The organism is Micromonospora sp. NPDC005206 (genome assembly GCF_040608175.1).
Lineage (GTDB): Bacteria > Actinomycetota > Actinomycetes > Mycobacteriales > Micromonosporaceae > Micromonospora.
The window spans coordinates 14,814-39,010 of record NZ_JBEXHU010000013.1 but is presented as its reverse complement, the minus strand read 5'-3'; the positions used below and the strand labels follow the sequence as shown (position 1 = coordinate 39,010).

Here is a 24,197-nt window from a genome sequence, read left to right as displayed (position 1 = left end):
CCACCATTCGCAGGACGACACTGCGATGGACGGGGGCACGGGTGCGGATCCTGCTGGTGGAGGACGACCGCCGGGTTGCCGCCGCGCTCTCCTCCGCCCTCACCCGCCGCGGGTACGAGGTCGAGCACGCCGCCACCGTCGCCGCCGGGCTCGCCGCCGCCCCGTGCGACCTGGTGCTGCTCGACCTGACCCTGCCCGACGGGGACGGCACCGACCTCTGCCGGGAGCTGCGCCGGCGCAGCAGCCAGCTCGGCATCATCGCGGTGACCGCCCGGGGCGAGGAACGCGACCGGGTGCTCGGCCTTCGCCTCGGCGCTGACGACTACGTCGTCAAGCCGTTCTCGATGGTGGAGTTGCAGGCCCGCATCGAGGCGGTGCTGCGCCGGGCCGCGAACGCCGCTCCGGAACGGCACCTGATCGAGGCCGGCGCGGTGCGCATCGACGTCGCCGCCCGGACGTTGACGGTGGACGGCCGGGAGGTCACGCTGACCCGCAAGGAGTTCGACGTGCTGCTCTCGCTGGCCCGTCAGCCCGGGGTGGCGGTGCCACGCGACCGCATCCTGCTCGACGCCTGGGGCACCACCTGGACCGACCGGCACACCGTCGAGGTGCACGTCGGGTCGTTGCGCGGCAAGCTGGGCGACGCCCGCCTGGTCGAGACCGTACGCGGGGTCGGCTACCGGCTGCGCGATGCGTGAGGGGCCGCCGTGCGCCGTCGACTGGTGATCAGCTATCTGCTGCTGATGGTGCTCGTCCTCATCGCGTTGGAGACCCCGCTGGCCGCCACTCTGGCCAGCCGCGAGACCGAACGGGTACGCGCCGACCGGCTCGCCGACGCCACCCGGTTCGCCTCGCTGGCCGGACCGGTGCTGCGCGGCGGCGGGCCGGGCCCGATCGAGGCGGAGCTGCGCAGCTACGACGAGCTGTACGCGATCGGCGCGGCGGTCGTCGACCGGGAGCGGGGCACCGTGGTCGCCTCGACGAGTTGGCGTCCGGCCACGGGGACCAGAACGGCGCTGGACATCGCGCTGTCCGGGCAGCAGACCAGCGCCCCCGAGTCGGTCCTGCCGTGGACGGCCGGCGCGGTGGTGGTGGCGGTGCCGATCAACGACGGCGGCGAGGTCCTCGGTGCGGTGGTGATCGTGACCCCGGCCGACCCGATCCGCCGGACCGTCACCGCCTGGTGGCTGCTGCTCGCCCTGGCCGGCCTGCTCGCGGTGCTGGCCTGCGTGCTCACCGCGTTCGGCCTGGCCGGCTGGGTGCTGCGCCCGGTCACCGAGCTGGACGCGGTCACCCACGAGATCGCCGAGGGCGACCGGAAGGCGCGCGTGCTGCACCGGCTCGGCCCGCCGGAGCTACGCCGGCTCGCAGCGAGCTTCAATCACATGGCCGACGTGGTGTCCGACGTGATGGACCGGCAGCGGGCGTTCGTCGCGCACGCCAGCCACCAGCTGCGCAACCCGCTCACCGCGCTGCGGCTGCGGGTGGAGGAGCTCGGCCCCAGCCTGACCGACCCGGACGGGCGCTCCGAGCACCGGCTGGCCCTGGAGGAGACCGACCGGCTGGCCCTGGTGCTGGACGCGCTGCTCACCCTGGCCCGTGCCGAACGTGAGGAGAACGAGCGGGTCACCGTGGACGCCGCCGCGGTGGCCGCGTCCCGGGTGGCCTTCTGGGCGCCGCTCGCCCGGCACCGGTCGGTCGCGCTGCGGCTCGTCACGACCGACGCCCCGGCGTACGTCCAGACCGTGCCGACCGCCGTCGACCAGGCACTGGACGCGTTGATCGACAACGCGGTGAAGTTCAGTGGCGCCGGTGGGGCGGTGACGGTGACCGTGGCCAGCCGCGACCACGGGGTGAACCTGGAGGTGCGCGACACCGGTCCGGGTATGACCGAGAGCCAGCTCGGCCAGGCCACCGAACGGTTCTGGCGGGCACCGGACGCGCAGAACGTGGACGGCGCCGGGCTCGGCCTGACCATCGCCGCGGTGCTGGTGGACGCCTCCGACGGTCGGCTCACCATGCGCCGGGGGGAGCCGCGTGGGCTGGTCGCCGGCCTGTGGTTCCCGACGCCTCAGCCGGTCCCCGTGGCGGAGTCGCCGGACGAGGAACCGGCTGTCGACCTACGCTCCACCCTGGCCCGTTAGCGGGCCGGGTGTCAGGGCTTGGCCGCCCGGTACCAGGCGGCGGCCCCGGGGTGCAGCGGCAGCGGCGGCGTGGCGATCGCCGAGCGGGGGCTCATCCGCCCCGCCGCCGGATGCGCGGCGCCCAGCTCGGCCCGGCGCTCCATCAGCAGCCGGGTCACCTCCCGGACCAACCGCTCCGGGAGGGCGGCCTGGACTATCAGGTAGTTCGGGTTGGCCACCGTGGTCACCGGGTCCACGCCGTACACCGAGCGGGGAATGTCCCGGGAGACGTAGACCTCGCTGTAGCGGGCGCGCAGCGGCTCCGTCCACTCGCCGAGGTCCACGATCCGGGTGGCGCTGCGCCCGGCCAGCTCCTTGATGCCCCGCACCGGCAGCCCGCCGGAGAAGAAGAAGGCGTCGATCCGCCCGGCCCGCAGCGCGATCACCGAGTCGTCCAGCCCGAGCCGCTCCTGGCGTACCTCGTCAGCGAGCTGGGCCACCTCCAGCAGCCGGGTCGCGGTGATCTCGGTGCCGGATCCGGGCGCGCCGACGGAGACCCGCCGCCCGCGCAGGTCGGCGACCGTGCGGACCGGCCCGCCGCCGGTGGTCACCAGGTGCAGTTGGTCGTCGTAGACCCGGGCGACCGCGTCGACCGTCGGACTGTCCGTCGTGGTGGTGGGCAGCACGTCGGCCTGGGTGAAGCCCAGCTCGGCCTCGCCGGAGCCGACCAGCCGGACGTTCTCCGCCGAGGCGGCGGTGACGATGACGCTGGCCTGCACGCCGGGCAGCTCCCGGTTGAGGATGGCTGCCAGGGACTGCCCGAAGGCGTAGTAGACGGCGGTGGGGCTGCCCGTGGCGATGCGGATCCGCAGCGGCTCGGCCAGGCCGTCCCGGCAGCTGGCCGCCCCGGTCAGCGTCGCGGCCAGCAGCAGCGTCAGCAGCGCCGCCGTCCCCGGACGGCGGCGACCGGGCCAGCTGGGCGAGGTACGACTCACGCGGTGCACTGTGCGCCGTCGGGCCGGTGCGCGCAAGCCCGTTCGACCGGCCGCCGATGCCGGCCGCGCCCGGGTCAGCAGGCGGGGCGGCTCTCCGGCTGCGGTGCCGCGGTGCCGGCCGGCTCCATAGCTGCGGTGCGGGCCGGTTCCATGGCCGCGCTGCGCAGGATCCGTGCCCGGTCCGGCCCGTCGGCGACGCTGACCAGGAAACAGCCGGTGCCGGGACGGAGCAGGGCCGGCACGTCGAGCACGGCCGCGCCACGGATCAGCACCGCCGCCAGCTCCCGGTCGGTGAGCCGCACGCCGAGGATGTGCCGGCGGACATGCCGCCCGCCGGCCAGCAGCGCCGAACGCCAGGCCGCCGCGGCGAGCCGGGACACCCATCGCCGGCGTGCCGGCGAGGCACCGGGCAGCGGTCCGCCGAGCAGCTCCCGACGACCCTGCCACCAACCGGCGTCGAGCACCCGGGCGTACCTCCCACGGTGTTCCCGGGGCACCCAGAGCCGGTGCAGCTCGTAGCGGCGGCGCAGGCCGCCGACGGCCACCTCGTGGGTCACCGGGATGTCCAGTCGGCCGAGCAACTGCCGCATCCGCTGGGCGGCGTCCTCCCGGTTGAACTCCACTCCCGGCGCGGGCGGCGGGAGCGCCGCCGACAGCCGCCTGACGGTCGGCCGTGGCGTGCAGCGCAGCAGGCAGGCGGCCTCGAACGCGTCGCCCAGGGTCAGCCAGTCCAGCGGGGGTGGCGTCGCCGGGGAGCGGGGCCGATCGAGCAGGGCGGGTTCGCGGGCCAACGGAGGAGCTCCCTTGTCGGAGTCTTGGTTCCCCTACCGTGGCCCCTGACCCGCCGTTGTGGAACCGGTCCCGCCCAGCCTTGAGGAAATCTTGCGGGTGCCCGCCTAGAGGTCGGTGACCACCAGATCCACCTGCCGAGCCCGACCGGGGGCGGCCGCCTGCTCCACGACAGTGTGCTTCAGGTCGCGCAGCGTGCCGATCAGCTCCGCGGCGGTACGCGGCCGCGCCCCGGCGACCAGCAGGTCACGGACCAACCGCCCCTTGGTCGCCTTGTTGAAATGGCTCACCACCGAACGGACCGGCACCCCGTCGACCTCCCGCTCGTGCAGCACCCGCAGGGTCACCGTCCGCTCGGCAAGCTCCCCGCGCGGCGTCCAGGTGGTCGCGTACGCGCCGGAGCGCAGGTCGAGCACCGGCCCGGAGCCCGCCGCGGCCGACAGCACCGGCGCCAGCACCGGCCGCCAGTACGCCGACAGCGCCCCCACACCGGGCAGGCGGGCGCCGATCGGGCAGCGGTACGGCGGGATCCGGTCGGCGAGCCGCACCGCGCCCCACAGACCGGAGCTGATCAGGATCGTCCGGCGGGCCGTCCGCAGCGCCGCCGCCGGCAACGAGGCCAGGTCCAGCGCCTCGTAGAGCACCCCGGTGTAGACCTGCGCGGCCGGCGCGGTGGCCGCCACCCGCAGCCGTGCGTTGCGGCGCAGTTCGCCGCGCTGGCCCTCGGTGAGCCCGAGCGCGGCCAGCGCCGCCGCCTCGTCCGGCCCGGCGCTCAACGCCACGAGCGCGTCGAGCACCCGCTCCCGGGCCGGGTTCAGCTCGGGCAGCGCGAGCCGGTCCGGGGACCATCGTCGACCGGTGCCGGCGTCGGCCTTCCCCTCCGAGGGCGGCAGCAGAATGAACATCGGGTCCGCTTCCTTGTCAATGCTCATTGCTGAGCACGTCGGATGATTCGCTCTCCGCCCGGCGTGCCGGGCTGGAGTCCGGGAGCGGCAGTCTGCTCCGGTGGCAATCGGCCCGTGCCTGCACGATCTGCCTCACCGCGCGATGCGGGGTGTGCAGGGTGATGTCGGGGTCACCATGTCGTCGCAGGACGTTGACCGCGGCGTTCACGTCGGCCTGCCACACCACCCCGCACGACGTGCAGTGAAGCCGGTCCCCGGCGCGGCGGCCGAAGCAGCCGCAGCGGTGACAGACTTGTGAGGTGTAGGCGGCGTTGACGTGCACGAGCGCAGAACCTCTGCGCTCCGACACATTCTTCAGCGCCTGCGCGGTGACCCCCTTGGTCCACGCAGCGAGACGCCGGTTGGTGTTCTTGCCCAGCGGCGTGCGCCCGGCGAACGTCTTGGTCAGCTCCTCGGCCACCACGACGGCGGCCTTGTCCACTACCCGGTGCACGGCGGTGAAGATCTCCGTGCGCACCCGCGCCTGGTGGCGGGCGGCCTGCCGATCACGCTTAATCGTGCCGAGGTTGTTGGCCGCGATCCGGTCAGCCTTCGCCTGGTCGCCGCGCCGGGCGGCTGTATTGGCGACCGAGCGCAGTTTCGCCCGGCGGCGGTTGCGTTCCTTGATCCGATCGGATTCGGCGCTCAGCAGATGACCGAGACCGTCACCGTGGTGGTTGCCATCGGAATCGGTCAGCACCTCGGTGTAACCCTTGTCCACACCCAGCGTCGCCGTGCCGGATGGACGCTGGGAGGTCTTCATTCCTGCGGCATCGATCTGGTAGTGGATCTCCACCCGGCCATCACGCAGGATCAGCCGCAGCGTGCCCGTCGGGACGACGGTGGTGTTCAGCGGGATGCGGACCATCTGGCGCCGAACGAGACCGGGTACGGCCAGCCACAATCGCCCGCCCTTGTCAGCCCGGGTGTGGTGCTGGTCCGCGCGCACCACTATCTGGTTGTGGGTGCGGTTGTGCCCGCGCCGCCAGTGTGAGCGCATCTGCCGGGACAGGTACGGGTCGTCGGCCCACCGGTCAGCCTTGAGCAGGCTGAACAGCCGTTTCTGCTCTGCCCGGTCGCCGGTGTGGTGGCGGATGGCTCGGCGCACCTGCACCTTGGCCGATTCGCGGGTCGCGGCGATGTCGGCCATCGCGTCGCGGACGGTTTCCTTCCACGCGTTGGCCAACACCCCGAACCGGTGGTGGATGCCCTCGGACAACCATCGGTCGCGAACCTGCCGGTCCTTCAACCTAGCCCCGCCCGCCGACCCGTACCGCTGCCACACCTCGCCGCGGACCCGACCCAGCCGCCGCGCCTGCTCGGCCAGCGCGCGGTATTTTCCCGCGTTGAGGCGGTGTGAGTAGGCGATTCGGGTCGTCTTCACGACGACGCCTCGGTCAAGTCCGCTGCCTTGAGCTGCTTCTCGTAGCGCCGCAGGCCATACAGGCGGCAGGAGAAGGTACGCACGATAGCCAGCAGGTCCTGCACCATCTCCTCTCGCGGCGACAGCGACTCCTGGTTGGCGACGAGGATTTCGCAGCCTGCGGTCTCGGCCTCGTGAGCAAGGTAGTCATAGCCGAACCGGGCAAGCCGGTCCTTGTGCGCGATGACCAAAGTTGCCACTCGCCCGGCTTTGACGTCGGCCATGACGGCGAGCATCTTCGGGCGAGTCAGGTTCATTCCGCCGCCGACTTCCCGCACCCACTCATCCACTGCCAAACCGCGAGCGAGGCAGAACGCCTCCATGGCTTCGACCTGGCAGGCGAGGTCGGCGCGCTGCCCGGCGGAGGAAACGCGGCAGTAGACGACGATCTTGCGGTCGTCACGGGCGAAACCGGGGGCAAGGACGGCGGCCACGTCGGATTCGTCGAAGTAGCGCTGACCAGACGGGGAGCGGCGGACAGTGATCTTGCCTTCCGCCTCCCAGCGCCGGACGGTCGACGGTGACCGCCCGACGCGCTTGGCGAAGTCGCCAATCCGGTAAACGCTACTCACGACGAGAAACTTTAGGCAGCTTTGCCCAAGGGAGCAAGCCTAGAGTCACCGCTTCTCGACGGGCGGTACGGCGGCGCCCAGCGCGGCGGCCCGGCCAGCGTACGACCCGCGGCTACCGCCAGGGCCGGACCGGGGTGTCGGGGTGGTACACGCGATAGCCGCCGACCTCGTGGACCGGTGCGGCGTCGGGGCGGTCGGCGAGCAGCCGGCGCAGCCTCCGGTCCATCGGCGAGTCGGCCTCCACCACATAGCCCGGTCGTTCGGCCCGGCCGACCTGTCGCCAGTACGGCAGGTAGCGGTTCTGCCCGGGGGACAGGTCGCCGTCGAGCACAGCGCAGACCACCGTCTCGTCGGTGTTGAAGATCAGCCGGTTGCAGGTCCAGTAGTCCCCGTACACCTCGTGGGGGCCGTCGGCACGCAGCGCGCCGGCCAGCTCCCGGGCATGGCGCTCCTCGGTCCGCGACGCTCCGACGCCGGTGGTCACGAAGAGCACGGTGATCACCAGCGTGGTCGCGGTCAGCGCGGCCAGCACGGCGGTCGCCAGCGCGCCGGTGAGCCGGCCGAGCGCGCCGACCGTGCCCCGCCAGCAGGCGACGGCGGCCACCCAGAGCGGCCAGAGCACCGCCGGCAGGGACAGTTGCAGCACCGACAGGTAGCGGGCGTTGTCCAGCGGGCTGGTCGCGGCGAGCGGGGTGCGCACGTACGACAGCAGGGTCAACGCGGCGCCGACGACCAGCGCGAGCAGCACCACCGGCCGGGCCCGCTCCCCGCGGGACCCCCGGGCGGCCTGGCGGTACGCGAGCACCGCGAGCACCCCGGCGACCACCAGCAGCACCGGATAGAGCAGCCCGAACCACTGCTGCCAGCGACCGCAGCCGTCCACCGGGCAGAGCCCGTGCGCCAGCGGCACCCCCTCCAGCAGGCCGCCCCGGATCCGCTCGGACCACGGCGGCAACGGACCCGCCTTGGTGCTGACCTCCCGGAACACCGACAGCGAGTCCGCACCCGGGGGCGCTCGTAGGTTGTCGTAGATCATCGGCGCCACCCCGACCACGAAGCCCGCCACCAGCAGCAGGCCGGACCAGCCGAGAAGCTCCCGCCGTACCGCCCACACCAGGGCCAGGCCGGCCACCGCCAGGTACGGCAGGATCAGCCAGTCCGACCAGGCGGCCAGCCCGACGAGCAGGCCGAACAGGGCGACGGCGAGCCGTCGGCGGTGAACCGTGCCGGCCGCCAGCCCCACCGTGATCAGCAGCATCAGCAGCACCGCGGGCTTCACCTCGGGCCGTCCGCCGACGACGGTGAGCTGGTCACGCACCACCCGCTCCGGTCCGAGGGCCAGCAGGCCGACGACGAAGGCGGCGAACCACGGCGCGCAGAGCCGACGGGTCAGCCGGTGGATCAGGTAGAGGAAGACGGCGTACAACGCGAGCATCGGCAGCCGCAGCACCGGCCAGCTCGGCCCGGTCAGCGCGACCAGGGGAGCGGCGAGGTACGACTCCAGCATTCCCATGTAGTGCTGGCCGTAGAGGAAGACCGGTCGTTCGCTGCCCTGCCCGATGTGCAGGGCGGCGAGACCGAACGTGGCCTCGTCGCTGTTGGACACCGGCACGGTGTAGAGCGTCAGGACCAGCCGATACCCGACGCCGGCCAGCCCGAACAGCAGCGCGACGAGCGCCGGCCGGTCGAGTCGCGGGCGCCATCGCCCGCGGTGCTGCTCTGGATTCGACACGACCACGCCCCCGTCGTCGTCCCGACCGGAGTGTTTCACGGACGGCGGGCCGGCCGCTGTGGTTCGCAGGACGCGGCGTCGGCTCGCATGGCCGTGGCCGTCCACGTGTGGCAGGGTTGGCGGGTGCCACCCACTCCCGCCGGCCAGCTGGCCGTTCCGAACCTGCACCGGGCCGCGCGGATCGAGGACGCCGTGCACCAGCTCGTGGAGCGTCGGCTGCGGCGCACCGGCTGGCGGGTCAACATCATCGCGTACACCGGCTACGGCTCACCGGGCTGGGTGCGGGTCATGTGCCGGGTGCTGCTGGGTCGTCCCGACACCCGCCAGCGGGGCCGGCTGGACAAGGTCCGCGGGTGGCGCAGCTTCACCACCTTGCCCGCCAAGCACGTCACGGTGACGATCGAAGCTGGTGGGGTGTGCTGCGAGGCGCGGGCCGACCGCAGCGGCTTCGTCGACACGCTCGTCGAGGCCGATCTGCCGCCCGGGTGGGGCACGGTCCGGCTCAGCGTGCCGGACGCGGAGCCGGTCGACGCGCCGGTGCGCATCCTCGACCCGGAGGTCCGGTTCGGCATCCTCTCCGACATCGACGACACGGTGATGGTGACCGCGTTGCCCCGGCCGCTGCTGGCCGCGTGGAACACCTTCGTGCTCGACGAGCACGCCCGGGCCGCCGTGCCCGGCATGGCGGTGCTCTACGAGCGGCTGGTCACCGCGCACCCGGGCGCGCCGGTCTTCTACCTCTCAACCGGCGCGTGGAACGTCGCGCCGACGCTGACCCGGTTCCTGTCCCGGCACCTCTACCCGGCCGGGCCGCTGCTGCTCACCGACTGGGGTCCGACCGCGGACCGCTGGTTCCGCAGTGGCCGGGAGCACAAGCGGGTCACCCTGGCCCGGCTGGCGCGGGAGTTCCCCGAGGTGCGCTGGCTGCTGGTCGGCGACGACGGCCAGCACGACCAGGAGATCTACCGGGAGTTCGCCGCCGCCCACCCGGAGAACGTCGCCGGGGTGGCGATCCGCCGGCTCTCCCCGACCCAGTCGGTGCTGGCCGGTAGCCTGCCGGCGCCGGCGGGTCGCCCGTCCTCGGGGCCGGTGGGGCAGAAGTGGCTCTCCGCACCGGACGGCGCCGGCCTGTGGTCGCTGCTACGCGACGCCGGCCTGGTCTGACGCTAGCCCTGGCGGAGCCAGACGACGCCGAGCGGGGGGATCTGGAGGGCGGCGGAGGCCACCATGCCGTGCCAGGGCACGTCCTCGGCGTGCACCTCGCCCAGGTTGCCCACCCCGGAGCCGCCGTAGTGCTGCGCGTCGGTGTTGAGCACCTCGGCCCAGGCGCCGCCGGCCGGCAGGCCGATCCGGTAGTCGTGCAGTGGCTGGGCGGAGAAGTTCGCCACGCAGACCAGCGTCGAGCCGTCCGGGGCGATCCGGATGAACGACACGGTGTTGTTGGCGACGTCGTCGCCGGCGATCCAACGGAAGCCGGCCGGCTCGGTGTCCTGCGCCCAGAGCGCCGGGGTGTCCCGGTAGATCCGGTTGAGGTCGCCGACCAGGCGCTGCACGCCGGCCCGGGCCGGGTCGTGCAGCAGGTACCAGTCGAGGCCGCGCTCCTCGCTCCACTCCCGGTCGTCGGCCAGTTCCGAGCCCATGAAGAGCAGCTGCTTGCCCGGGTGCGCCCACATGTACGCCAGCAGCGCCCGGACGTTGGCCAGCCGTTGCCAGGTGTCGCCGGGCATCTTGCCGGCGAGTGAGCCCTTGCCGTGCACCACCTCGTCGTGGCTGATCGGCAGGACGTAGTTCTCGCTCCAGGCGTACGCCAGGGAGAAGGTGAGCTGGTGGTGGTGGTGCTGGCGGTAGATCGGGTCCTTCGAGGTGTAGAGCAGGGTGTCGTGCATCCAGCCCATGTTCCACTTGAACCCGAAACCCAGCCCGCCCTCGGCGGTGGCGCGGGTGACGCCCGGCCAGGCGGTGGACTCCTCGGCGATCAGCACCACCCCGGCGTGGTGCTTGTAGACGGTCGCGTTCACCTCCTGCATGAACGCGATGGCCTCCAGGTTCTCCCGGCCGCCGTACTGGTTGGGGGCCCACTCGCCGTCCTTGCGGGAGTAGTCCAGGTAGAGCATCGAGGCGACGGCGTCCACCCGGAGCCCGTCGACATGGAACTGGTCGCACCAGTAGAGCGCGTTGGCGACCAGGAAGTTGCGGACCTCGCGGCGGCCGAAGTCGAAGACGTACGTGCCCCAGTCGGGGTGCTCGCCGCGCCGCGGGTCGGGGTGCTCGTAGAGCGGGGTGCCGTCGAAACGCGCGAGGGCCCACTCGTCCTTGGGGAAGTGCGCGGGCACCCAGTCCAGGATCACGCCGACGCCGGCGGCGTGCAACTGGTCGACGAGGTGCCGGAACTCGTCCGGGTCGCCGAACCGGGAGGTCGGTGCGTAGTAACCGGTCACCTGGTAGCCCCAGGAACCGCCGAACGGGTGCTCCATCACCGGCAGGAACTCCACGTGGGTGAAGCCCAGCTCGGTGACGTACGCGGTGAGCTGCTCGGCCAGCTCGCGGTAGCCCAGCCCGGGCCGCCACGAGCCGAGGTGCACCTCGTAGACGCTCATCGGCTCCTGGTGCGGCTGCCGCTCGGCCCGCCGGGCCAGCCAGTCGGCGTCGGACCACCGGTACGTCGAGTGGTGCACCACCGAGGCGGTGGCGGGCGGCACCTCGGCGTACGCCGCGAGGGGGTCGGCCTTGTCCCGCCACTGCCCGTCGGCGCCGAGGACCCGGTACTTGTAGCGGGCCCCGACCCGGGCGTTGGGGACGAACAGCTCCCACACCCCGCTGGAGCCGAGCGAGCGCATCGGCCAGCCGTCGTCCGGCGACCAGCCGGTGAAGTCGCCGACCACCCGCACGCCGTGGGCGTTGGGCGCCCAGACGGTGAACGCCACCCCCTCGTCGAAGACCCGGGCGCCGAGCGCCTCCCACAGCCGCTCGTGCCGGCCCTCACCGATCAGGTGCAGGTCCAGCTCGCCGAGAGTCGGCGGGTATCGGTACGGATCGTCGTGGGTCGCCCCGTCGACCTCCACCCGGTAGTCGAGGACCTCGCCGGGCAGCACCGCCTCGAACACGCCCGCGTCGTGCACCCGCTTCATCGGGTGCCGGTCACCGCCGACCAGGACGGCGGCGTCGCCCGCGCCCCGGCGCAGCGTGCGGATGGTGGTCCGCCCGTCGGCGGGGTGCGCGCCGAGCAGCGCGTGCGGGTCGTGCGTCACGCCGGTGATCAGCTGGTCCATCGGGCGTCCTTCGAGGCGGGAGCGGTCGGCGCGGTGCCGCTGGAGAGGTCGGCGGGGACGTCCGCGACCGTGAGCGTGGCCGGGACCGTGGCGACGGGCGCCGGTGCGCCGGGCGGGGTGGGGCGGCGCACGGTCAGCACGTGTGCCGGTTGCAGGTACGGGTCGAGCCGCACCGCGTTGCGCTGACCCCAGTCGTAGCTGGTGCCGGTGAGCTCGTCGTGCACGGTGAACCGCTCGTGCCAGTCGAACCCGAGCGACGGCATGTCCAGCGTGGTGTTGCCCCACTGCACGGCACGCGGGTCGAACGAGCAGATCACGATGACAGTGTCGCCGGTCTCCGGTTCGTGTTTGGACCAGCAGAGCAGCGCCGGGTTGTCGATCTCGTGGAAGCGCAGGTTGCGCAGCTGGTGCAGGGCCCGGTTGTCCCGGCGTACCCGGTTGAGGGTGGCGATGAACGGGGCCAGCGAGCGGCCCTGCGCCTCGGCGCCGGCCCAGTCCCGGGGGCGCAGCTCGTACTTCTCGTTGTCCAGGTATTCCTCGGCGCCGCGGCGGGCCACGTGCTCGAACAGCTCGAAGCCGGCGTACATGCCCCAGGAGGGGGAGAGCAGCGCGGCCAGCACCGCCCGGATCTTGAACATCGGCGGGCCGCCGTGCTGCAACGACTCGTGCAGGATGTCCGGGGTGTTGGGCCAGAAGTTGGGTCGCATGTAGTCGGCCGCCGCGAGCAGTTCCTCGCAGTACTCCCGCATCTCCGCCGCCGTCGTGCGCCAGGTGAAGTAGGTGTACGACTGGGTGAAGCCGATCTTGCCGAGGCCGTGCATGATGGCCGGCCGGGTGAACGCCTCGGCCAGGAACAGCACGTCCGGGTCGACCTTCTTCACCTCGGCAATGAGCCAGTGCCAGAAGTCGAAGGGCTTGGTGTGCGGGTTGTCCACCCGGAAGATCCGGACACCCTCGCCGACCCAGTGCAGCACCACCCGCAGCACCTCGGCCCGGATGCCCTCCGGATCGTTGTCGAAGTTCACCGGGTAGATGTCCTGGTACTTCTTCGGCGGGTTCTCCGCGTACGCGATGCTGCCGTCGGCCCGGGTGGTGAACCACTCCGGGTGCTCGCTGACCCACGGGTGGTCCGGCGCGCACTGCAACGCCAGGTCCATCGCCACCTCCAGGCCCTGGGCCGCCGCGGCCTCGATGAAGGCCCGGAAGTCTGCCGGCGTACCCAGGTCGGGGTGGATGGCGTCGTGGCCGCCCTCGGCGGCGCCGATCGCCCACGGCGAGCCCACGTCGTCCGGCCCGGCGGTGAGCGCGTTGTTGGGGCCCTTGCGGTTGACCCGGCCGTTCGGGTGGATCGGCGGCAGGTAGAGCACGTCGAAGCCCATCGCCGCGACGCCCGGCAGCCGCTCCGTGGCGGTGGCGAAGGTGCCAGAGCGCGCCCCCACCGCTCCCTCCGAGCGCGGGAAGAACTCGTACCAGGCGGAGAAGAGCGCACGCTGCCGGTCCACCCAGAGGGAGTACGTGTCACCCTCGGTGACCAGCTCCCGTACCGGATGCTCCCAGAGCAGGTCGGCCAGGGCCAGCGCAGGGTCGACCCGCTGCGGCAGCGGCAGGTCGGTGTCGACCAGCGCCGTGAGAGCCGTGGCGACCCGGGCCCGCTCGGCGGCCGGCACCAGCTCGCGGGCGGCGGTGAGCACCCGGGCGCCCTCGGCCAGGTCGTTGGCCAGCTCGGCCGGCCCCTGCCCGGCGGCCATCTTCTTGGTCACCGCGTTCTGCCAGGTCAGGTACGGATCCTGGAACGCCTCGACGGTGAAGACCCAGGCGCCGACCGTGTCCGGGCGGATGGTGGCGTGCCAGCGGTCCTGACCCGGCTCGCCGGGGCGCATCCGGGTGAACGGCCGCGCCGCACCGTCCGGGCCGAGCCATACCACGTTGCAGCCGAGGGCGTCGTGGCCCTCCCGGTAGGCGCGGGCCGACACCGGGATCGGTTCGTCGACCACTGCCTTGGCCGGGTAGCGACCGCAGGCGACGGCGGGGGAGACGTCTTCGATCGGGAACCGTCCAGTCACCCCGCCAACCTACTGTGCGAGATCCTCTCGCGCGCGGCAAGCAACTGACGTTGGCGAGCTATGCGTGACCGAGGGGCAGGCGTCATGGGTGATGCCCGACTGCAAGTATCGCGTATCATATGTGACACGTGACAGGAGGTCGGGTATGAGGTTGAATAGCAAGGGCCAGGTCACCATCCCGGCGGCCTTGCGGGCCCAGTACAACCTGCACGAGGGCGATGAGGTGGATGTGGTTGAGGAGGGCGGCGCTCTCCGCATCGTGCGGGTCCACGGCGCCGACACCCGGGGGCAGCGCCTCGTGCGCCACATGCGAGGCCGGGGTAGCGCCAAGGAGACCGAGCACATGTCCACCGAGGAGTTGATGGAGTTGCTGCGTGGCGAGTGACCGGCTCCGCGCCCTGCCGTCGCGTTCGCCGGATGCGGCGACGACCCTGGTCGACACCAATGTGCTGCTGGACATCCTGACCGATGACCCGAAGTGGGCGGAGTGGTCGGGAGTTGCCCTCGCCGAGGCTCGTGACGCCGGCAACCTGGTGATCAATCCGATCGTGTACGCCGAGGTGTCAGTCCGTTTCGCCGGTATCGAAGAGCTGGACGAGGCGTTGCCCGCGGGGGACTTCCTTCGCGAGGAGCTTCCGTACCCGGCGGGCTTCCTTGCCGGTAAGGCCTACGCGCGGTACCGCAAGTTAGGCGGCATGAAGCGATCGCCTGTCGCCGACTTCTACATCGGTGCGCATGCGGCGGTGTGCCGGTACAACCTCCTGACCCGTGATGGGGCGCGATACCGCACGTACTTCCCGACCCTGACGCTGATCACGCCGACCGACTGACTGCTGCTCAGTCGTCGTCCAGCCGCCCGCTGTCAAGATCCGCGCACTTTCGAGGAAACTGCTTACCTCACCGAGCGGTACACGTCGAGCGTCTGCCGGGCGACGGCATCCCAGGAGAAGTGCTTCACTGCGCGCTGCCGGCCGGCCTTGCCGAATCGCGCGGTGCGGGCCGGGTCGGCCAGCAGCGTGTTGACCGCCGCCGCCAGGTCGGCGACGAACTTCTCCGGGGCCAGCGGCCGGCCGGACCCGTCGGCGGCCTGCTCGATCGGCACCAGCAGGCCCGTCTCACCGTCAGCCACCACCTCGGGGATGCCACCGGTGGCGGTCGCCACCACCGCAGTCTCGCAGGCCATCGCCTCCAGGTTGACGATGCCCATCGGCTCGTACACCGACGGGCAGACGAAGACGGTGGCGTGGGTGAGCACCTGGATCACCTCGGGCTTGGGCAGCATCTCGGCCACCCAGACCACCCCGGAGCGGTTGGCCCGCAGCTCGGCGGCCAGCTCCTCCACCTCGGCGGCGATCTCCGCAGTGTCCGGAGCGCCGGCGAGCAGCACGAGCTGGGTGTCCGCCGGCAGCTCCCGGGCGGCCCGCAGCAGGTAGGGCAGCCCCTTCTGGCGGGTGATCCTTCCGACGTACACCACGCTGGGTCGGGCCGGGTCGATGCCGAGCCGCTCCAGCACGTCGGTGCCCCGGTCCGGGGCGTACTGGATGGTGTCAATGCCGTTGTAGACCACCCGGACCCGGTCCGGGTCGACCTGCGGGTAGGCGGCCAGCACGTCGCGGCGCATCCCACCGCTGACCGCGATCACCGCGTCGGCGGCCTCCACCGCCGTGCGCTCGCACCAGGAGGAGAGCGCGTAGCCGCCGCCGAGCTGCTCGGCCTTCCACGGCCGCAGCGGCTCCAGGCTGTGCGCGGTCATCACGTGCGGCACCCCGTGCAGCAGCTTCGCGGTGTGTCCGGCCAGGTTGGCGTACCAGGTGTGGCTGTGCACCACGTCGGTGCCGGCCGCGCCGGCGGCCATCTCCAGGTCCACGCCCATGGTGCGCAGCGCGGCGTTCGCGCCGGTGAGGCCGGGCGGTTCGGCGTACGCGGTGACGCCCGGCTCGGTGCGCTGCAGACCGAAGCAGTGCACCCGCACGTCGGCGAGGCGGCGCAACTCCCGGGCCAGGTACTCGACGTGCACGCCGGCGCCGCCGTAGACCTCCGGCGGGTACTCACGGGTCAGTAGATCGACGCGCAGGGAGCCGGTGGCCGGGGAGGAGTCGGTCATGTGCGCACCCTAGTGCAGAAGACTCCCCGTACGAGTGGTGAAGTGCGACGCGGGTGGATAGCGTCGGGGCATGGCTGCCAAGGTGCTCGCGATCGTCCTGGCGGGTGGGGAGGGCAAGCGCCTGATGCCGCTCACCACGGACCGGGCCAAGCCGGCCGTCCCGTTCGGCGGGATGTACCGCATGGTCGACTTCGTCCTCTCCAACCTGGCCAACGCCGGCTATCTCAAGATCGTCGTGCTGACCCAGTACAAGTCTCACTCCCTCGACCGGCACATCACCAAGACCTGGCGGATGTCCACGCTGCTCGGCAACTACGTCACCCCGGTACCCGCGCAGCAGCGTCGCGGCCCCTGGTGGTTCGCCGGCTCCGCCGACGCCATCTACCAGAGCTTCAACCTGATCAACGACGAGCAGCCTGACTACGTGATCGTCTTCGGCGCCGACCACATCTACCGGATGGACCCGCGGCAGATGGTGGAGGACCACATCGCCTCCGGCGCCGCGGTGACCGTCGCCGGCATCCGCCAGCCGCTGTCGATGGCCGACCAGTTCGGCGTCATCGAGGTCGGCGAGGACGGTCGGCGCATCCGGGCGTTCCGCGAGAAGCCCACCGACGCGGTCGGCCTGGCGGACGCACCGGACGAGATCTACGCGTCGATGGGCAACTACGTCTTCACCACCCGGGCGCTCTGTGAGGCGGTCGAGCGCGACGCGGAGGACAAGACCAGCAAGCACGACATGGGCGGCAGCATCATCCCGATGCTCGTCGAGCGGGGCGAGGCCAACGTCTACGACTTCCGGGACAACGAGGTGCCGGGCACCACCGACCGGGACCGCGGTTACTGGCGGGACGTCGGGACGCTCGACTCGTTCTACGACGCGCACATGGATCTGATCAACGTGCACCCGGTGTTCAACATGTACAACTTCGACTGGCCGATCTACACGGAGCAGCCGCCGTGGCCGCCGGCGAAGTTCGTGCACCAGTGGGGCGAGCGGGTCGGCCGCGCGGTCGGCTCGATGGTCTCCCCGGGCGTGGTGATCTCCGGCTCGCTGGTGGAAAACTCGATCGTCTCGCCGAAGGTGCGGGTGCACTCCTGGACGCACGTCGAGGGCTCGGTGCTGATGGAGGGTGTCGAGATCGGCCGGCACGCGGTGATCCGACGAGCCATCCTGGACAAGAACGTGTTCGTCCCGGAGGGCGCCGAGATCGGCGTCGACCTGGAGAAGGACCGGCAGCGCTACACCGTCTCCGACAACGGCATCGTGGTGATCGGCAAGGGCCAGAAGGTCGAGCTGTGATCCCTGCCGGCCCGTCGTCCGTCGCAGTACCGAGGAGGTAGACCCCCGTGCCCCATCCCCGTGCCGGCCAGCCCGCCGAGGCCGCCGACCTGGTCGACGTGCCGCGCCTGGTGACCGCCTACTACGCCGAGCACCCGGACCCGGCGGACCCGGCGCAGCAGGTCTCCTTCGGCACCTCCGGCCACCGGGGTTCCAGCCTGCGCAACGCGTTCAACTCCGACCACATCCTGGCGGTCACCCAGGCGCTCTGCGACTACCGACGGGAGCACGGCCCGGACGGCCCGCTCTTCCTCGCCCGGGACACGCACGCGCTCTCCGCGCCGGCCGCGGTGGACGCCCTGGAGGTGCTCGCCGCCAACGGGGTCACCGTGCTGGTGGACAGCCGCGACGGCTACACCCCCACCCCGGCGCTGTCGCACGCGATCCTCACCCACAACCGGGGGCGCACCAGCGGGCTCGCCGACGGCATCGTCATCACCCCGTCGCACAACCCGCCCGACGACGGCGGCTTCAAGTACAACCCCACCAACGGCGGGCCGGCCGACACCGACGTCACCCGGTGGATCCAGGACCGGGCCAACGCGATCCTGGCCGCCGGGCTCAAGGAGGTCCGCCGGATCACCTACGCCCGGGCCCGGGCCGCTGACACCACCGGGGAGTACGACTTCCTCGCCAGCTACGTCGACGACCTGCCGACGGCGATCGACGTCGACGCCATCCGCGACGCCGGGGTGCGGATCGGCGCGGATCCGCTGGGCGGGGCGAGCGTGGCGTACTGGGGTGAGATCGCCGAGCGGCACCGGCTGGACCTGACCGTGATCAACCCGACGGTCGACCCGACCTGGCGGTTCATGACCCTGGACGGAGACGGCAAGATCCGAATGGACTGCTCCTCGCCGAACGCCATGGCGTCGCTGATCGCCGCCCGCGCCAACTACCAGATCTCCACCGGCAACGACGCTGACGCCGACCGGCACGGCATCGTCACCCCGGACGCCGGCCTGATGAACCCCAACCACTACCTGGCGGTGGCGATCAACCACCTGTTCCGCACCCGACCCGACTGGGGTCCGGCCGCCGCGGTGGGCAAGACCCTGGTCTCCTCGTCGATGATCGACCGGGTCGCCGCCGACCTCGGTCGGCCGCTGTTGGAGGTGCCGGTCGGCTTCAAGTGGTTCGTGCCCGGGCTGCTGGACGGTGCGGTCGGCTTCGGCGGGGAGGAGAGCGCGGGCGCGTCGTTCCTGCGCCGCGACGGCTCCACCTGGACCACCGACAAGGACGGCATCCTGCTCTGCCTGCTCGCCGCCGAGATCCTGGGCAGCACCGGGCGCAGCCCGAGCGAGCACTGGGCGGAGCTGGCCGAGCGGTTCGGCGCGCCCTCGTACGCCCGGATCGACGCCCCGGCCACCCGGGAGCAGAAGGCCGTGCTGGGCAAGCTCTCCCCGGAGCAGGTAACCGCCACCGAACTGGCCGGCGAGCCGATCACCGCGACGCTGACCAGCGCGCCCGGCAACGGTGCGCCGATCGGCGGGCTCAAGGTCAGCACGCAGTCCGGCTGGTTCGCCGCCCGGCCGTCCGGCACCGAGGACGTCTACAAGATCTACGCCGAGTCGTTCCAGGGGCCGGAGCACCTGGCGCGCATTCAGCAGGAGGCCAAAAACCTGGTAGACGGGGTGCTCAACCAGTCCTGACCCCACCCAGGCCCACCCCCCACCCCCTCCGCGTTGATCATGAAGTTATCGCCGCGACACGCCGTGCCGGGCGGCAATAACTTCATGGTCAACTGGGTGGGCGGGGTCGGTCAGCAGGGTGGGGGGCGATCCTGCTGGTGATGCTGGAGCTCCTCGGGCAGCAGCTCGCGGAGCTGCTCGGGCAGGAACGGCAGGTCGAGCAGGCTCATCTTCAACTGGTTGCGTTCCTGGTAGCGCAGCGGGTCGAGGCGGACCACCAGGCCGGCGTTGCGGCGGTAACTGATGTCGATGGTCCCCTCGGTCGCCGCGTCCCGGAACACCAACCCGTCCATCTCCACGGCGACCGCCGCCGAGTTGGGTTCCAGCTCCAGTCGGATCTTCTCCCCTGGAGAGAGCACCACCGATCGGGAGATGCCGGCCATCGGCGCCGACGGCGTCACCACCACCACGTCCGCCGCCGGGGAGATCAGCGGTCCGCCGGCGGCGTAGCTGTATGCCGTGGAGCCGATCGGCGTGCTGACCACCACGGCGTCGCAGCGGTAGTAGCCGTACTGCTGGCCGTCGATCCCGAGGGTGGCGGTGATGAAGCCGGAGCCGGGCTGACGGACCAGGGCGATGTCGTTGAACGCCACGACGTCGTCGCCGCACACGTCGCAGGCCAGGCAGGCGTGCGACTCGACGGTGAAGTCCTTCGACAGCAACCGGCTCAACGCCTCGGGCAGCTCCGGCGGTTCGACCTCGACCAGAAAGCCGAGCTTGCCCAGGTGCACGCCGAGCACCGGTTTCGGGTCGAGGATGGCGGAACGCAGCGCTCCCAGCATGGTGCCGTCACCACCGATGCTGATCAACGCGTCGGCGCGGACGGCCACCGCGTCCGCCGGCACCGGCTCGACGCTGGCCGGCACACGGTGCTGGTCTTCCTCGCGCACCATCAGCGACTTGTGGTGGCGCGACGCCCACCGTTCGATGATCTCGACCACCTCGGAGACATCCCGGGTGGGGTGCAGCACCAGACCCAGCCCCGACATCCGTACAGCTCATCACATCGGCGTCGGATACGCCCGGCGTACCCCGAAGGTGCGCCGGCGGTCCGGGGACCGCCGGCGCACCTCGCCGCCGTCAGCGGCGGGGCCGGCCGGTCAGGTGGGTCAGCGAGCGGGCGACCAGGTCGTCGCGGGCTGCCGGCGCCAGGCCCTCCAGCCCGAAGCCCAGGTACACGGTGTCCGCGGTGACCACCGCCGAGCCCTCCTCGAACGCCTGCTGGCTGCGCGACCAGTCGTTGGCGTTACCACCGGAGCCGGCCGGTGGGCCGGCCACCGTCCAGTCGCCCAGGTCGGCCGACTCGAACGAGGTCTCCGCCACGGCGGACCCGTCGACCAGAACTGGGGCGTCGTCCAGGAAGACTCCGAGACCCTGGGTGCCCCAGTCCGAGGCGTACGAGATCGACAGCTCGACCTGTTTGCCGGCGTAGCCGGACAGGTCGACCACGAACTCCTTCCAGCCGCCCGAGGCACCGGTCGCCGCGTTCCAGCTGCCGGTGCTCCCGGTCGGCGAGCAGTCCGCCCCCCTGGTAGTGCGTGATGAACGGGTGCAGCTCGTCCCAGCCGCTGGCGCAGCTGTCCCCGGTGACCGTGCCCGTCTTGCCGTTGGCGTCCGGCAGGGTGGTCCAGGTGTCGGTGCCCACCTCGTGCGCCTCGACGAAGAGGAAGTCCCAGTTCTCCTCCAGGTCGTACGAGGTGAAGAAGCGCAGCTCGCCGCTGCTCGCCCCGGTCAGGTCCACGGTGCGGGTGAGCCGCTTGTACGACTCGTCCGCCTGGCCGCTGTACAAGTACCACTCCCCGGTGCGCGGGTCGAACGGTGCGCTGCCCGGGCGGGTCCAGCCCACCGGCGCGGAGCTGGCGAACTGGGGGAACTGATCCGGCGGCAGGAACGTCGAGGTGGTCAGGAACGACGCGGTGTGGTCCTGGTTCCCCGCCGACCCGGGGGCGTTGAGCTGCCCGCTGAACCCGGTGAACCCGGGGCCGTCACCGGCGACCGGGTACGGCTCGCCCTCCGGCGAGGTGCCGCCGTCGCTCACGTAGGTGAAGGCGCCCAGCCAGTACTGCTGGAAGTCGTTCAGCAGCGGCAGGCAGGTGGCGTCCTCGGCGTCGGTGCACTCCGCCGGCGCGTCCGGGTGGTACACGTACGAGCCGTTGGCGCCCTGCGCGAACAGTGCGTACTTGCCGCTGACCAGCAACTTCCCGCCCTCGTTGAGGTAGTCCCGGACGGCCAGCTCGGTGTCCAGTGCGGCCCGGGCCGTGGTGCCGGCGACCTGGCCGGGGGAGCGCAGGATCACGTCGTCCCCGGTCTCCCACACGACCGTCCGGTAGTGCGACAGCACGCCCAGCGGGTGCGGCGCCTTGCGCCCCATCGCGTCGAAGTCGTAGACATCGCTGCTGTGGCCGGCCCGGGTCAGCGACGCGGCGATCTCGTCGGCGTACTTCGCAGTGCCGCCGGTCTGCGCCGGGCTGAGCCCGGTCACGTCCTCCACCGCGAGGACCAGCACGTTGCCGCCGATGTCGCCGTGCACCCGGTAGGTGAAGCGTTCACTGGCCACCGGGCCTCCGCGGGGCTTCACCCCGGTGAACCACACCTCAACCCGGTCACCCGGCTTTGTGCCGGTGACCGTGCCGCGCAGCTCGGCGTAGTAGTCGTCGCCGACGTCGCCGTACCGCTCGCCGCCGCGCCACTCACGAACCTTGCTGGTCTTCGGCCGGCCCCCGTTGACCACGTAGTGCATCCGGACGTCCTTCAGCGCTCGCTGCGTGATCGAGGCGACCTGCTGGCTGCGCCCGTACGACGTGTCGAAGGTGTCCACCACGAAGTCCGGTGTGCTGCGGCCGACCACCGACACCGGGTCGTCCGGGTTGCCCGCCGAGCTCGCCACTGCCAGCGCGAACGGCAGGTTCTTGGCCACCTCACCGGCGATCAGGCCCTCGTCGTCCGGGAAGATGAAGTCGCTGACGCAGTCCTCCGGGCGCCACTCGTCGTCCGGGTCGACCGCCGAGGCGGACTCACAGGTCGACATCTCCGGCGTGAAGCCCAGCGTCCCGTAGCGCACCGAGGCGTGGCTGTCGGTGTCGCCGTTGGTGGTGTACAGCTCGGCGGAGATGTCCGGGTCGTAGCCGGGCACCGCCGGGTGGGCGTCGTCACCGGCCATCGCCTGGTAGATCACGTCGTCCGGCGTGGGGGTGCTTACCTGCCAGCCCACGCCGTAGAGCAGCAGTTGGGCCGCGGAGTGGTAGTTGACGAAGAACTCGAAGCCGACCCGCTGGAAGAGCCGGTCCAGTGCCTTGGTCTCCGGCTCCGAGTTGGGCGCCGGGCCACGGTAGGTGTCGCTGTTCGGCTCGGGTGACGAGCCCTCGTTGTCGTACCCCCACTTGTAGCTGAAGTTGCGGTTGAGGTCGACCCCGTCGGCGGTGGTGATCTGCCCGTCCCGGTCGTTGTCGCGCAGGTTCTTGCGCCACAGCCGGTTGCCGGGGGTGAAGGTGTAGTCGTAGCCGTCCGGGTTGGCCACCGGCAGGAACCACAGCTCGGTCCGGTCCAGCAGCCGGGTGATCGCCGGATCGCTGCCGTAGTTGTCCAGCACGTGGTGCATCAGCCGGCGGGTCATCTCCGGCGTGATCCACTCCCGGGCGTGCTGGGCGCTGCCGTAGAGCACCGCCGGACGGCGGCCGTCCGGCACCGTCCGGGCGTTCTTGGTGACCTTGACCGCGAGGATCGGCTTACCCTGTTGGGTCCGGCCGATCGTCTCGACCTTGGCCAGCCCCGGGTGGCGCGCGGCGGTGGCGATGATCTCGTCGCGGAGGCCGCCGGGCTCGCTGTAGGAGCGGAACGCTGACCAGCCGGCCGCCGCCTGCTCCCGCAGCGCCTGGGAGGCGTCCTTGCCGCGCACCTTCTTGATCGAAAGGGGGACGCCCTGGCCGGCCAGTCGCTTCGCCTGCCGACGGCTGAGCACCGTCTCGACCGTCGTGCGGCCGGTCGAGTCCGTCTTCGCGTCGTGGCCGAGGTCGACCCCCGCCGCGCGCAGTTGATCCCGCTGTTTCGCGTCGACCGTGCCGACGTACACCTCCAGGCCGTCGCGGGCGCCCGGATCGGACGGCGGCCGCGCTGGCCGGTGGGGTCAGTGCCAGTGCGCCGAGCAGGGTGACCACGCTGGCGAACGCCAGTCGTCTCGGTCTCATCGCGCCTCCTTGGGTGAAGGACCTGTAGGCGCGAGCCTTCGAGCCGGCGTGATCGATGTCAATAGGTCGATCGGGGCGAGGCGGCTTACCGTGCCGATCCGGCTGCCCCGGTGATGGCCGGGTGGACGGTTCGGCGTACTCCGATCGGAGGATGTTCGGCGATCGGGCGAGCCCCTGTGTCGGAAGCGGCTACGGTCGGACCGGCATATTCGGACAAAAGACGGAGTCCGGCTGGTTCGCCGCCCGACCGTCGGGCACCGAGGACGTCTACAAGATCTACGCCGAGTCGTTCCAGGGCCCGGAGCGCCTGGCCCGGATCCAGCAGGAGGCGAAGGACCTCGTCTCCGAGGTGCTCAAGCAGGCCTGAGCCGCCGCCGTCCGGCGGCCCGGTCAGCGCGGCGGGGGGAGTTCCCGGCGGTTGAGCTGCCGGAGCAGGTTCTCGGGAAGCATCTCGCGCAGTTGTTCGGGGAGCAGCGGGAGATCCAGCAGGCTCAGCTTGAGCTGGTTGCGCTCCTGGTAGCGGCGCGGGTCCAGGCGGACCACCAGGCCGGCGTCCCGGCGGTAGCGCACCTGCACCGCGCGTACAGGGTGAGGGACGCCAGCGCGGCGCCCGTCATCCCCCAGATCGGGAATGGCGAATCCGTAGAGTTCCGCGGCGCCTACGGCGCTGGCTGCGCCGATGATCGCGGCGGTCCGGCTCCATCCGCCGCCGAGCAGCGCCCGGGCGGCCACTCAGTACGGGGCGAGGCAGATCTCCGCGACGAGCAGCGGGAAGAGGAGAGTCCCGCCTACTACCACGGGCCGGACGTGTCTGTGCCGCAGCGGCGGGACCGGCTCAAGGTCGTGCCGTACACGGTGGACGACCCGGCGATCATGCAGCGGGTGGTCGACCTCGGCGCCGACGGGATCAGCACCGACAACCCGGATCTGCTGGTCAGCGTCGTGATCCGCAACGGTCTGCGTTGA

18 protein-coding genes and 3 pseudogenes are annotated in these 24,197 nt (G+C 71.7%); 9 read left to right on the top strand and 12 right to left on the bottom strand.

Annotated elements, in window-relative coordinates; all coding sequences use genetic code 11:
* Nucleotides 1-41: 41 nt before the first annotated feature.
* Entirely contained in the window at nucleotides 42-698 is a 657-nt protein-coding gene (locus tag ABZU69_RS20585) for a response regulator transcription factor (RefSeq protein WP_354965938.1), read from the top strand.
* A 9-nt stretch (nucleotides 699-707) separates the two neighbouring features.
* Nucleotides 708-2,144: a HAMP domain-containing sensor histidine kinase gene (locus ABZU69_RS20580; RefSeq protein ID WP_354965937.1), complete on the top strand. Its 1,437-nt coding sequence runs from the start codon at nucleotides 708-710 to the stop codon at nucleotides 2,142-2,144.
* An 11-nt stretch (nucleotides 2,145-2,155) separates the two neighbouring features.
* On the opposite strand, the gene ABZU69_RS20575 is transcribed toward ABZU69_RS20580, so the two are convergent.
* The 6 genes from ABZU69_RS20575 to ABZU69_RS20550 form a co-directional block, all read right to left on the bottom strand.
* The gene (locus ABZU69_RS20575) at nucleotides 2,156-3,118 is read right to left on the bottom strand and encodes a TAXI family TRAP transporter solute-binding subunit (protein WP_354965936.1); all 963 of its coding nucleotides are present in this window, start codon (nucleotides 3,116-3,118) and stop codon (nucleotides 2,156-2,158) included.
* Between the two features lie 74 nt (nucleotides 3,119-3,192).
* A complete protein-coding gene (locus ABZU69_RS20570) occupies nucleotides 3,193-3,909 on the bottom strand; it encodes a hypothetical protein (protein ID WP_354965935.1) in 717 nt (238 codons plus the stop codon).
* Between the two features lie 105 nt (nucleotides 3,910-4,014).
* Nucleotides 4,015-4,812, bottom strand: coding sequence for a peroxide stress protein YaaA (gene yaaA, locus ABZU69_RS20565; protein ID WP_354966125.1), 798 nt, complete (start codon nucleotides 4,810-4,812; stop codon nucleotides 4,015-4,017).
* 16 nt (nucleotides 4,813-4,828) lie between these two features.
* Entirely contained in the window at nucleotides 4,829-6,001 is a 1,173-nt protein-coding gene (locus tag ABZU69_RS20560) for a transposase (RefSeq protein ID WP_354965934.1), read from the bottom strand.
* Between the two features lie 230 nt (nucleotides 6,002-6,231).
* Entirely contained in the window at nucleotides 6,232-6,846 is a 615-nt protein-coding gene (locus ABZU69_RS20555) for an IS607 family transposase (RefSeq protein ID WP_354965933.1), read from the bottom strand.
* Between the two features lie 112 nt (nucleotides 6,847-6,958).
* A complete protein-coding gene (locus ABZU69_RS20550) occupies nucleotides 6,959-8,578 on the bottom strand; it encodes a hypothetical protein (protein WP_354965932.1) in 1,620 nt (539 codons plus the stop codon).
* A 123-nt stretch (nucleotides 8,579-8,701) separates the two neighbouring features.
* Here ABZU69_RS20550 and ABZU69_RS20545 point away from each other — a divergent pair, with 123 nt between their 5' ends.
* Nucleotides 8,702-9,742, top strand: a complete 1,041-nt coding sequence (locus ABZU69_RS20545) for a phosphatase domain-containing protein (RefSeq protein ID WP_354965931.1) — start codon at nucleotides 8,702-8,704, stop codon at nucleotides 9,740-9,742.
* Nucleotides 9,743-9,744: 2 nt separating this feature from the next.
* Here ABZU69_RS20545 and glgB read toward each other — a convergent pair whose 3' ends face one another.
* On the bottom strand, nucleotides 9,745-11,847 hold the full coding sequence (glgB, locus tag ABZU69_RS20540; RefSeq protein ID WP_354965930.1) for a 1,4-alpha-glucan branching protein GlgB: 2,103 nt from the start codon (nucleotides 11,845-11,847) through the stop codon (nucleotides 9,745-9,747).
* On the bottom strand, nucleotides 11,835-13,910 hold the full coding sequence (locus ABZU69_RS20535) for a maltotransferase domain-containing protein (protein ID WP_354965929.1): 2,076 nt from the start codon (nucleotides 13,908-13,910) through the stop codon (nucleotides 11,835-11,837). The genes glgB and ABZU69_RS20535 overlap by 13 nt, the downstream gene beginning before the upstream one ends.
* Nucleotides 13,911-14,055: 145 nt before the next feature.
* Between ABZU69_RS20535 and ABZU69_RS20530 the strand changes: the two genes are divergently transcribed.
* Both ABZU69_RS20530 and ABZU69_RS20525 read left to right on the top strand, forming a co-directional pair.
* Complete coding sequence (locus ABZU69_RS20530; RefSeq protein WP_328425678.1) at nucleotides 14,056-14,295, top strand: AbrB/MazE/SpoVT family DNA-binding domain-containing protein; 240 nt, start codon at nucleotides 14,056-14,058, stop codon at nucleotides 14,293-14,295.
* A complete protein-coding gene (locus ABZU69_RS20525; protein ID WP_354965928.1) occupies nucleotides 14,285-14,740 on the top strand; it encodes a type II toxin-antitoxin system VapC family toxin in 456 nt (151 codons plus the stop codon). The genes ABZU69_RS20530 and ABZU69_RS20525 overlap by 11 nt, the downstream gene beginning before the upstream one ends.
* A 62-nt stretch (nucleotides 14,741-14,802) precedes the next feature.
* Here ABZU69_RS20525 and glgA read toward each other — a convergent pair whose 3' ends face one another.
* Nucleotides 14,803-16,014, bottom strand: a complete 1,212-nt coding sequence (glgA, locus tag ABZU69_RS20520) for a glycogen synthase (protein WP_354965927.1) — start codon at nucleotides 16,012-16,014, stop codon at nucleotides 14,803-14,805.
* Between the two features lie 70 nt (nucleotides 16,015-16,084).
* On the opposite strand from glgA, the gene glgC reads away from it, so the two are divergent.
* Together glgC and pgm are read left to right on the top strand one after the other, a co-directional pair.
* The gene (gene glgC / locus ABZU69_RS20515; protein WP_354965926.1) at nucleotides 16,085-17,317 is read left to right on the top strand and encodes a glucose-1-phosphate adenylyltransferase; all 1,233 of its coding nucleotides are present in this window, start codon (nucleotides 16,085-16,087) and stop codon (nucleotides 17,315-17,317) included.
* A 47-nt stretch (nucleotides 17,318-17,364) separates the two neighbouring features.
* On the top strand, nucleotides 17,365-19,008 hold the full coding sequence (gene pgm, locus ABZU69_RS20510) for a phosphoglucomutase (alpha-D-glucose-1,6-bisphosphate-dependent) (protein ID WP_354965925.1): 1,644 nt from the start codon (nucleotides 17,365-17,367) through the stop codon (nucleotides 19,006-19,008).
* Nucleotides 19,009-19,118: 110 nt separating this feature from the next.
* Here pgm and ABZU69_RS20505 read toward each other — a convergent pair whose 3' ends face one another.
* Together ABZU69_RS20505 and ABZU69_RS20500 are read right to left on the bottom strand one after the other, a co-directional pair.
* Nucleotides 19,119-20,036 carry an NAD(+)/NADH kinase gene (locus tag ABZU69_RS20505; RefSeq protein WP_354965924.1) on the bottom strand — a complete coding sequence of 306 codons (918 nt, stop codon included), beginning with the start codon at nucleotides 20,034-20,036 and terminating at the stop codon, nucleotides 19,119-19,121.
* Between the two features lie 91 nt (nucleotides 20,037-20,127).
* Nucleotides 20,128-23,231: pseudogene (locus ABZU69_RS20500) on the bottom strand (M14 family zinc carboxypeptidase).
* 220 nt (nucleotides 23,232-23,451) lie between these two features.
* Between ABZU69_RS20500 and ABZU69_RS20495 the strand changes: the two are divergent.
* Nucleotides 23,452-23,598 (top strand): annotated as a pseudogene (locus ABZU69_RS20495) (hypothetical protein); the annotation flags it as partial.
* Nucleotides 23,599-23,621: 23 nt separating this feature from the next.
* Here ABZU69_RS20495 and ABZU69_RS20490 read toward each other — a convergent pair.
* A pseudogene (locus tag ABZU69_RS20490) lies at nucleotides 23,622-23,810 on the bottom strand (NAD(+) kinase); the annotation flags it as partial.
* Between the two features lie 9 nt (nucleotides 23,811-23,819).
* On the opposite strand from ABZU69_RS20490, the gene ABZU69_RS20485 reads away from it, so the two are divergent.
* Nucleotides 23,820-24,197 carry a glycerophosphodiester phosphodiesterase family protein gene (locus tag ABZU69_RS20485; protein ID WP_354965923.1) on the top strand — a complete coding sequence of 126 codons (378 nt, stop codon included), beginning with the start codon at nucleotides 23,820-23,822 and terminating at the stop codon, nucleotides 24,195-24,197.

Bases quoted from the DNA above. Each gene is read 5' to 3' on its own strand.
- yaaA (WP_354966125.1), bottom strand. From the start codon at position 4,812: ATGTTCATTCTGCTGCCGCCCTCGGAGGGGAAGGCCGACGCCGGCACC.
- ABZU69_RS20560 (WP_354965934.1), bottom strand. From the start codon at position 6,001: ATGGCCGACATCGCCGCGACCCGCGAATCGGCCAAGGTGCAGGTGCGC.
- glgB (WP_354965930.1), bottom strand. From the start codon at position 11,847: ATGGACCAGCTGATCACCGGCGTGACGCACGACCCGCACGCGCTGCTC.
- ABZU69_RS20530 (WP_328425678.1), top strand. From the start codon at position 14,056: ATGAGGTTGAATAGCAAGGGCCAGGTCACCATCCCGGCGGCCTTGCGG.
- glgA (WP_354965927.1), bottom strand. From the start codon at position 16,014: ATGACCGACTCCTCCCCGGCCACCGGCTCCCTGCGCGTCGATCTACTG.
- glgC (WP_354965926.1), top strand. From the start codon at position 16,085: ATGGCTGCCAAGGTGCTCGCGATCGTCCTGGCGGGTGGGGAGGGCAAG.
- ABZU69_RS20505 (WP_354965924.1), bottom strand. From the start codon at position 20,036: ATGTCGGGGCTGGGTCTGGTGCTGCACCCCACCCGGGATGTCTCCGAG.